Here is an 8,684-nt window from a genome sequence, read left to right on the forward strand (position 1 = left end):
AGATAGTGTATAAGAAATTAGACGCATGTGTTTATAACTATAAACACATAATACCCTGAACAAAATCGATCGTTCCTCGGCGAAGACGCTCTCCGGTAGTTTTCAATAAGCCTTTACAGGCGGGGTTACTATATCAGGTCAAATACCAGCGAAAGCGCATTACTAAGAGTCTGCTACAAAAATCTCTATTGAATTAAACACAGCATTTCTTTAAAGAATATTGACTATTGGTATGTTCCTTGCATTAAAAATTATTAGATACTTAACAAGGAGAGTGGGCATATTGGTAAAAGTAATCAGTGCTCAGGACGCTGCAAAACTGATACAAGACAACAAAACGGTTGCTACCAGCGGGTTTGTCGGCAACGGTCATCCTGAAGCGTTAACAGCCGCATTAGAAGAACGCTTCAGCCTCGAAGGCGCCCCAAAAAATTTAACGCTTGTTTACTGCGCCGGTCAAGGCGACGGCAAAGACCGCGGCCTAAATCATTTCGGGTTAGAAGGTATGGTCAAGAGAGCGGTCGGCGGCCATTGGAATCTCGCACCAAAACTCGGCAAGCTGGCTGTTGAGAACAAAATAGAAGCCTATAACTTTCCCCAGGGAACACTTACTCACTGGTTTCGTAATATAGCCGGCCGCAAGCCTGGCGTAATTACCAAAGTTGGTCTTAACACATTCGTTGATCCGCGGGTTGATGGTGGCAAGATCAACAGCATCACCACAGAAGACCTTGTCGAGGTTATCGAACTAGGCGGTGAAGAATGGCTATGGTATAAGCCTTTCCCGGTTGATGTCGCGATACTCAGAGGCACCAGCGCGGATGAGCGCGGCAACATCACTATTGAGCATGAAGCTGTTTCTTTAGAACAATTGTCCATCGCCCAGGCTGTCAAAAGCTCCGGCGGTATTGTCATCGTCCAGGTTGAACGGCTTGTGGCCAACGGCAGCCTTAAGCCCATGGATGTTAAAATTCCGGGTATCAGCGTTGACTATATCGTGGTTGCTGACTCCCCATCCCTGCATATGCAGACATTTGGCGAACAATATAACCCCGCCTATTCCGGAGAAATTCGTGTTTCACTGTCAGCAATCGCCCCACTGCCGCTGGATGAGCGGAAGGTAATTGCCAGACGGGCCGCACTGGAATTGATTTCTGATGCTAAGGTAAACCTTGGCATCGGCGTTCCGGAAGGAGTGGCGCTTGTGGCCAACGAGGAAGGTATTGGCGATACGCTGACCCTGACGGTGGAAGCAGGTCCTGTTGGCGGCGTGCCTGCCGGCGGGTCTAGTTTTGGCGCAGCCACCAATGCCGAGGCTATTTTAGACCAGCCTTATCAATTCGACTTTTATGACGGTGGCGGCCTGGATCTGGCCTTCCTGGGACTGGCTGAAACAGATCAGCAGGGCAACATTAATGTCAGCAAATTTAAAGGCCGCGTAGCAGGTTGTGGCGGTTTCATCAATATAACGCAAAACGCCAAACGCGTCTTCTTTTGCGGCACCTTTACCGCCGGCGGCCTCAAAGTGCAAGTTGCTGATGGGAAACTTTTGATCCTGAATGAAGGAAAAGCCAGAAAATTCCTTACCCAGGTAGAGCAGATTACTTTCAGCGGACAATACTCGCAGAAGGTAAAACAGCCTGTCATGTACATCACCGAAAGAGCAGTCTTTGAGCTCACCGCTGATGGTATGGTGCTTACCGAGATTGCTCCAGGTGTTGATCTGGAAAAGGACATTCTTGCACTGATGGATTTCAAACCAATTATTTCCCCTAATCTAAAAAAAATGGATGAACGAATTTTTAGCACTAAGCTTATGGGCCTGAACAAATAATAATCAACGCATTCAATATCACTTAAAGGATGGTGCAAATAATGATAGAAGTAGTAATTGTTAGCGCAGTACGTACTGCCATCGGCAACTTTAACGGTTCTCTGGCCTCTGTAGCGGCTACAGATCTTGGCGCCTTAATCATCAAGGCAGCTATCGATAAAGCCGGTATCGATAAAGCGGCTATTGACGAAGTCATCTTCGGCAACGTATTACAAGCCGGACTTGGACAAAATCCTGCCCGCCAGGCAGCAATTAAAGCCGGACTTCCGGTTGAAGTGCCCTCCTATACAGTTAATAAAGTTTGCGGTTCCGGCTTAAAAACAGTAAACCTGGCAGCCCAGGCCATTATGACCGGTGATGCTGATATCGTGATAGCCGGCGGCATGGAGAGCATGTCTCAGGCCCCCTATCTAATGGACAGCAAAGCCCGCTGGGGCTACCGTATGGGGCATGCCAAGCTCACCGATGTCATGATCCATGACGGACTCTGGTGTGCCTTTAATGATTACCATATGGGAATTACTGCTGAGAATGTATCTGCTCAATACAATATAAGCCGGGAGGATCAAGACCAATTGGCTTATGAATCTCAGGCAAAAGCCCTCAAAGCAATCGAGAGTGGCGCTTTTAAAGCAGAAATTTTCCCGGTTGTGATTAAAGGCAGGAAAGGCGATACCATCTTCGATACTGACGAATATCCCAAAGCAGGCACAACGGCACAATCACTGTGTGGTTTAAAACCAGCCTTTAAAAAAGACGGCTCAATCACTGCCGGTAATGCCTCCGGCATTAATGATGGGGCTGCCGCTCTGGTCATTATGTCTGCCGCCAAGGCTGCCGAACTAGGTCTTAAACCATTGGCCCGCATTCGGTCCTTTGCCTCAGGCGGGGTTGATCCCTCCATAATGGGCATGGGGCCAGTGCCGGCAACCCGCAAAGCACTGAAGAAAGCAGGTCTCAACATCGCCGACATCGACCTAATAGAAGCCAATGAGGCTTTCGCGGCGCAGTTTCTCGCAGTAGGTAAAGAGCTTGGCTTAACCAAAGACAAAGTTAATGTCAATGGCGGCGCGATTGCCCTGGGTCATCCGATCGGTGCCAGCGGCGCACGAATCCTTGTTACCCTGCTGCATTCGATGCAAGCCAGGGAGGCAAAGCTTGGCCTGGCCACCCTGTGCATCGGCGGCGGACAAGGCGTTGCCACCATCGTCGAGCGCATCTAGTCACCATCGGTTAGCTGCCACCTCCCTTTACGCCAAAAAGGGAGGTGGTATATATAATTTTTAATAAGGGGGACTATTATTATGTTTGAACTTACTGAGGATCAAAAGATGACACAAAAGCTGGTACGGGAATTTGCCGAAAAGCAGATTGCACCCAGTGTTGCCGAACGCGATGAAAGTGAAGTGTTTTCCCGCGAGCTCTTTGATGCCATGGGAGAAATGGGGCTAACCGGAATTTGCTTTCCTGAACAGTACGGCGGCGCTGACGGCGATGTGCTCAGCTACATCCTGGCCGTAGAAGAACTCTCCCGAGTGGACGACGGCATTGGCATCACCCTCTCCGCGACCGTATCGTTATGTGCCTGGCCTATCTATGCTTTTGGCAACGAAGCGCAAAAACAAAAATTCCTGCCACCCCTCCTGGAGGGCACAAAAATGGGTGCCTTCGGTTTAACCGAGCCTAATGCCGGTACCGACGCCGCCTCCCAACAAACAATCGCGGTCTTAGAAGGCGACCACTATGTGCTAAACGGCAGCAAGATTTTCATTACCAATGCCGGTGAAGCCGAAACCTATGTTGTGTTCGCCATGACTGACAAAACCAAAGGGGCAAGGGGTATCTCAGCGTTCATTATCGAAAAAGACATGCCTGGTTTTACTTTTGGCAAAAAAGAGCACAAAATGGGTATCAATACCTCCATTACCATGGAACTTGTATTCCAGGATGTCAAAGTCCCCAAAGAAAACCTGCTGGGCAAAGAGGGCGATGGCTTTAAGATTGCGATGGCTACCCTTGACGGCGGCCGCATCGGGGTAGCGGCACAGGCACTTGGCATCGCCCAGGCTGCGCTTGATCATGCAGTTAAATACTCCAAGGAACGTGTCCAGTTCGGCAAACCAATTGCCAGCAACCAGGCAATTGCCTTCATGCTGGCCGATATGGCCACAAAGGTTGAAGCCGCCCGCCTGTTGGTTTACCGCGCCGCCTATCTGAAAGATAAAGGGTTACCCTACTCCAAAGAAGCGGCGATGGCCAAAATGTACGCATCTGATGCTGCCATGGCAGTTACGACAGATGCCGTACAAATTTTTGGCGGTTATGGCTACAGCCGTGAATATCCGGTTGAGCGTCTTATGCGTAATGCCAAGATTACTCAGATCTATGAAGGAACAAATCAGGTACAGCGCATGGTAATCTCAGGGGCTATTCTGCGGTAAAGAAGTTTGCAAGCGCATAATATATAGACAAAATCCAATAAAGATTTACCAGCATGACTCGCAGGGAAATCTTTATTGGATATTTATAACAGGAGGATTAGGGTCTTATGGAAATAGTAGTTTGCGTGAAACAAGTGCCTGATACCACCGAAGTAAAAATTGATCCTGTCACAAATACGTTAATCCGTCAAGGTGTGCCCAGCATTGTCAATCCCTTTGACAAGAACGCCTTAGAGGCCGCTCTGCAGCTTAAAGATAAGCATGGTGGCAAGGTAACCGTCATAACCATGGGCCCGCCTCAGGCCAAGGATGCGCTTAAAGAGTGCCTGGCTATGGGGGCTGATGATGCTATTTTGATGAGCGACAGGGCTTTCGGCGGTGCCGATACGTTAGCCACCAGCCACACCCTGGCCGCCGGTATCAAAAAGTTAGGCAAGGTTGATATCATCCTTTGCGGCAAGCAGGCCATTGACGGCGACACAGCCCAGGTAGGCCCTGAAATCGCTGAGCACCTGGATATCCCGCAAGTGACCTATGTGTCTAAAATCGAGGCTGACGGCGATAAGCTCCGGGTAGAGCGGGAGCAGGAAGAAGGTTATGAAGTGATCGAGGTATCTACACCAGCTATGCTGACTGTAGTCAAATCGATCAATGACCCTCGTACCCCCACCGTCAAAGGAACCATGAAAGCCAACCGCAAAGAGATTCCGGTCTGGACGGTAAATGATGTCCCAGTGGAAGCCGAAAAGATCGGTCTCAAAGGCTCACCTACACAGGTACGCAAAATCTTTACCCCCAAACAACGTACACAGGGTGAGATTATTCAAGCTGACACCGCCCGGGCGGCTGCGGCCCTGTTGATTCAAAAACTGTCAGATGCCAAGATCGTTTAGGGGGTTATAAGATAATGGCTGTAAAAGTAATTGCTGAGCAATGTATCGGTTGCACCGCCTGTGTGGGCACCTGTCCCTTCGGTGCTATCATTATGGAAAACGACAAGGCCGTCATCACTGAGGCGTGTACCGCCTGTGGCGCCTGTGTGGATGTTTGTCCTGTCGGGGCTATCATTCGTGAAGTAGAGGAAAAATCAATCACAGTTGACAAAAATCTGTACAAAGGCGTCTGGGTATATATTGAGCAGCTAAACGGGCACATCCGCAATGTAAGTCACGAGCTCTTAGGTGAAGGCCGCAAACTTGCCAACGCTATGGGCCAGGAATTAGCAGCCGTTTTGATCGGGCAGGATGTAGCCGGCTTAACCAAAGAGGTTTTTGCCAGCGGCGCCGACAAAATTTATTTGGTCGAGGGACCTGAATTTAAACATTATTCTACCGATGGCTATACCATCACACTGACTGACCTGATTAATACCTATCGCCCGTCGGTTATCCTGATGGGCGCAACCAACGACGGCCGGGATCTTGGACCTCGGGTTGCCTGCCGGGTTGGCACCGGGCTTACAGCAGACTGTACCAATCTGGATATTGATGAAGCAACCGGGCTTGTTGCCTGGACACGGCCGGCTTTTGGCGGTAACATTATGGCTACTATTCTATGTCCTGACCACCGGCCGCAGATGGGCACCATCCGCCCGAAAGTGTTTAAGCGTCCGGAACAGGACTTCTCCCGCACCGGTGAGGTTATCAAGGTAACCAGCAAGGTACAGCCTGGCGATATTCGCACCAAACTCATTGAGGTAATTCAAGGCAGTGCTGTGGCCTGCAATCTCGAAGAAGCCGAATTTATTGTTTCCGGCGGCCGGGGTATTTGCAAACCCGAGAATTTTAAGCTGATTGAGGAACTTGCCGCTGTTCTGGGCGGTGCAGTCGGTGCCTCCCGCGCTGCTGTTGATGCCGGCTGGATACCGGCCTTAAACCAGGTTGGTCAAACAGGAAAAACAGTTGGTCCCAAAGTATATATCGCCTGTGGCATCTCCGGTGCTATCCAGCACTTGGCAGGGATGTCGTCTTCAGATATTGTAATTGCCATCAATAAAGACGCCGACGCTCCGATCTTTAAGATGGCAGACTATGGTATTGTCGGCGATGTTCTGGAAGTAATCCCGGCCCTTATTTCTGAGTTCAAGAAAATCAAAGCCGCAGGCTAAAAACCGCTAAGAATCTGTAACAAGGGGTGTTTTTTATGGTGCAAGATGTAAAATTTGCTGACATTAAGATTGGCGACAAGGCCAGTATGGCCAAGACTGTAAGCGAATATGATGTGTATACTTTTGCCGGTCTCAGCGGTGACTTTAACCCGGTTCACATCAATGCTGAATTTGCCAAGACTACCATGTTCAAAGAGCGTATTGCTCACGGCATGCTGTCCGCCGCCTTTATCTCCGCTCTGCTTGGCACTACCCTTCCTGGTGCCAACACAATCTACCTGGCCCAGGAGCTGGCCTTTAAGGCGCCTGTAAAAATCGGCGATACAGTGACTGCCACAGTAGAGGTTATCGAAAAAATCGATGCAAAAAACCGGCTAATCCTAAAAACTACTGTCATCAATCAGGATGGCACTGTAGTTATTGACGGTAAAGCCACGGTAATGAAAAAAGACTAGCGAGGACGCCTACATGGAAATTAAAAAGGTTTTAATTATCGGCGCCGGGCAGATGGGCAGCGGCATTGCTCAGGTAATGGCCCAGGGTGGTCTTACCGTTATTCTGAGAGACATCAGCGAGGAATATGTGCAAAAGGGTGTTAAAACTGTTGACAAAAACCTTGCCAAAGCTGTCGAAAAAGGCAAACTAACCCTTGATGATAAAGCAGTTATTATGAGCCGGATTACCGGAGCGGTTGAACTGACCACCGAAATCTGTGCTGTGGATTTAGCCGTCGAAGCGGCAGTAGAAAACATGGATATTAAAAGAGATATCTTTCAAACACTGGACCGGTTGTGTCCTGCCCACACAATACTTGCAACAAATACCTCTTCCCTGCCCCTTACTGCGGTTGCAGCCACTACCAAACGAGCCGATAAGGTAATTGGCATGCATTTCTTCAATCCCGCTCCGGTCATGAAACTGGTAGAAATCATTAATGGCCTGGCAACCTCCCAGGAGACCTTTGAAACCGTACACTCATTAGCCCTGAAACTAGGTAAAGAGCCTGTTAAAGTCGAGGATTTCCCGGGGTTCATCGGCAACCGGGTTGTCATTCCTATGATTAATGAGGCTGTCTATGCCTTGATGGAAGGGGTAGCCAGCGCCGAGGATATCGATACTGTAGCCAAGCTTGGCTTTAACCACCCAATGGGCCCGCTGGCACTGTCTGATTTAATTGGCAATGACACGGTGCTTTCGATCATGGAAGTCCTCTATGCCGGTTACGGTGACTCTAAATACCGCCCCTGCCCACTACTTAAGAAGATGGTCCAAGCCGGCTATCTTGGGCGTAAAACCGGCAAAGGGTTCTTTGAATATACCCGGTAATCGTAATTTTCTCCAAGTGCAAAACAAACTACCCCTTAAGACCTGCAGGATATCTTCCTGCACTGCTCTTAAGGGGTAGTTTGTTATTTCCAGCTCAGCCATTTCAGCCAGCTTATTTGACTAGACCATATTGGCAATATTCTCTACTTCATTAGCGGTAGCCGTCAACTCTTGCATTGTTTTTCCGATCTGCTCTGTGGCCGTCGCCTGATGCTCACTCAATTGCGCCGTACTGCCAATTACATCTACAACAGAAATAGCCTCCCGCTCAATATTTTGAAGAATCTTTTTGATATCATTTACCGACTGGGAGCTGTTAATCGCCATTTTGCGTATCTCGTCAGCGACAACCGCAAAACCACGGCCTTGCTCACCGGCCCGGGCGGCTTCTATCGCGGCGTTAAGTCCCAGTAGATTGGAATTTGCGGCAACATCACTCACAAATCGCAAGATCTCATCGGTCTTGTTTATCTCAGTAATAACACGCTCGCTGCCGCTTTTCACCTTCACAAGATCGTGCGCCAGACGGCTGGCCGAAGCGGCTAGTTCTTCAGTAGTCGCCGTTATTTCCTCAGTCATGGACGCAATAGTATGAGCAGCGTTATGTAAAGCCTGTTCTGTCAGCAGGCTGATTGCCATACCAACCACGCCGGAAAGCGTTCCATCCTCTTCAATGATAGGCCTAATAATGGAGCGCAGTTTAACACCGTAAAGGTGCTCCGGAATTAATGTCTTGACTATCTGCCTGGTGGCAAGACAATTCTTGACTGATGTTCCCGGTGCCGGCTCACCTATTGTTACTTTAGCCTGGAAAGTTTTCGCCTCGACATAATGAATAATTATACCCTCGGAATTTGCCACCAAAACGGAACAATCGAACGCGTTCAGGTCACGATACAGCTCTGCTGCGGTAATAGCGGCTTCCAGTTTGTTCATAGTATAAGCACCTCTCTTTAGTTCTTACTAAATCTTACTA

8 protein-coding genes are annotated in these 8,684 nt (G+C 49.1%); 7 read left to right on the plus strand and 1 reads right to left on the minus strand.

The annotated features are described in order from the left end of the window. The first annotated feature begins 283 nt into the window (after window positions 1-283). The 7 genes from VN379_RS09565 to VN379_RS09595 all read left to right on the plus strand — a co-directional run bounded on the left by VN379_RS09565 (window position 284) and on the right by VN379_RS09595 (window position 7,708). Window positions 284-1,834 carry an acyl CoA:acetate/3-ketoacid CoA transferase gene (locus VN379_RS09565; protein ID WP_325533191.1) on the plus strand — a complete coding sequence of 517 codons (1,551 nt, stop codon included), beginning with the start codon at window positions 284-286 and terminating at the stop codon, window positions 1,832-1,834. A 41-nt stretch (window positions 1,835-1,875) separates the two neighbouring features. Beyond that, the gene (locus VN379_RS09570; protein WP_325533192.1) at window positions 1,876-3,057 is read left to right on the plus strand and encodes an acetyl-CoA C-acetyltransferase; all 1,182 of its coding nucleotides are present in this window, start codon (window positions 1,876-1,878) and stop codon (window positions 3,055-3,057) included. Window positions 3,058-3,135: 78 nt separating this feature from the next. Further along, entirely contained in the window at window positions 3,136-4,275 is a 1,140-nt protein-coding gene (locus VN379_RS09575; protein ID WP_325533198.1) for an acyl-CoA dehydrogenase, read from the plus strand. Window positions 4,276-4,382: 107 nt separating this feature from the next. Further along, entirely contained in the window at window positions 4,383-5,168 is a 786-nt protein-coding gene (locus VN379_RS09580; protein WP_325533193.1) for an electron transfer flavoprotein subunit beta/FixA family protein, read from the plus strand. Between the two features lie 14 nt (window positions 5,169-5,182). Next, on the plus strand, window positions 5,183-6,382 hold the full coding sequence (locus VN379_RS09585) for an electron transfer flavoprotein subunit alpha (RefSeq protein WP_325533194.1): 1,200 nt from the start codon (window positions 5,183-5,185) through the stop codon (window positions 6,380-6,382). A 35-nt stretch (window positions 6,383-6,417) separates the two neighbouring features. After that, on the plus strand, window positions 6,418-6,837 hold the full coding sequence (locus tag VN379_RS09590; protein WP_325533195.1) for a MaoC family dehydratase: 420 nt from the start codon (window positions 6,418-6,420) through the stop codon (window positions 6,835-6,837). 13 nt (window positions 6,838-6,850) lie between these two features. Further along, window positions 6,851-7,708 carry a 3-hydroxybutyryl-CoA dehydrogenase gene (locus VN379_RS09595; protein WP_325533196.1) on the plus strand — a complete coding sequence of 286 codons (858 nt, stop codon included), beginning with the start codon at window positions 6,851-6,853 and terminating at the stop codon, window positions 7,706-7,708. A 120-nt stretch (window positions 7,709-7,828) separates the two neighbouring features. Here the strand turns inward: VN379_RS09595 and VN379_RS09600 are convergent, their stop codons facing one another. Then, the gene (locus tag VN379_RS09600) at window positions 7,829-8,644 is read right to left on the minus strand and encodes a methyl-accepting chemotaxis protein (protein WP_325533197.1); all 816 of its coding nucleotides are present in this window, start codon (window positions 8,642-8,644) and stop codon (window positions 7,829-7,831) included. Window positions 8,645-8,684: the final 40 nt, after the last annotated feature.

The sequence above is a fragment of the Sporomusa sp. genome, from assembly GCF_035561255.1.
Lineage (GTDB): Bacteria > Bacillota > Negativicutes > Sporomusales > Sporomusaceae > Sporomusa.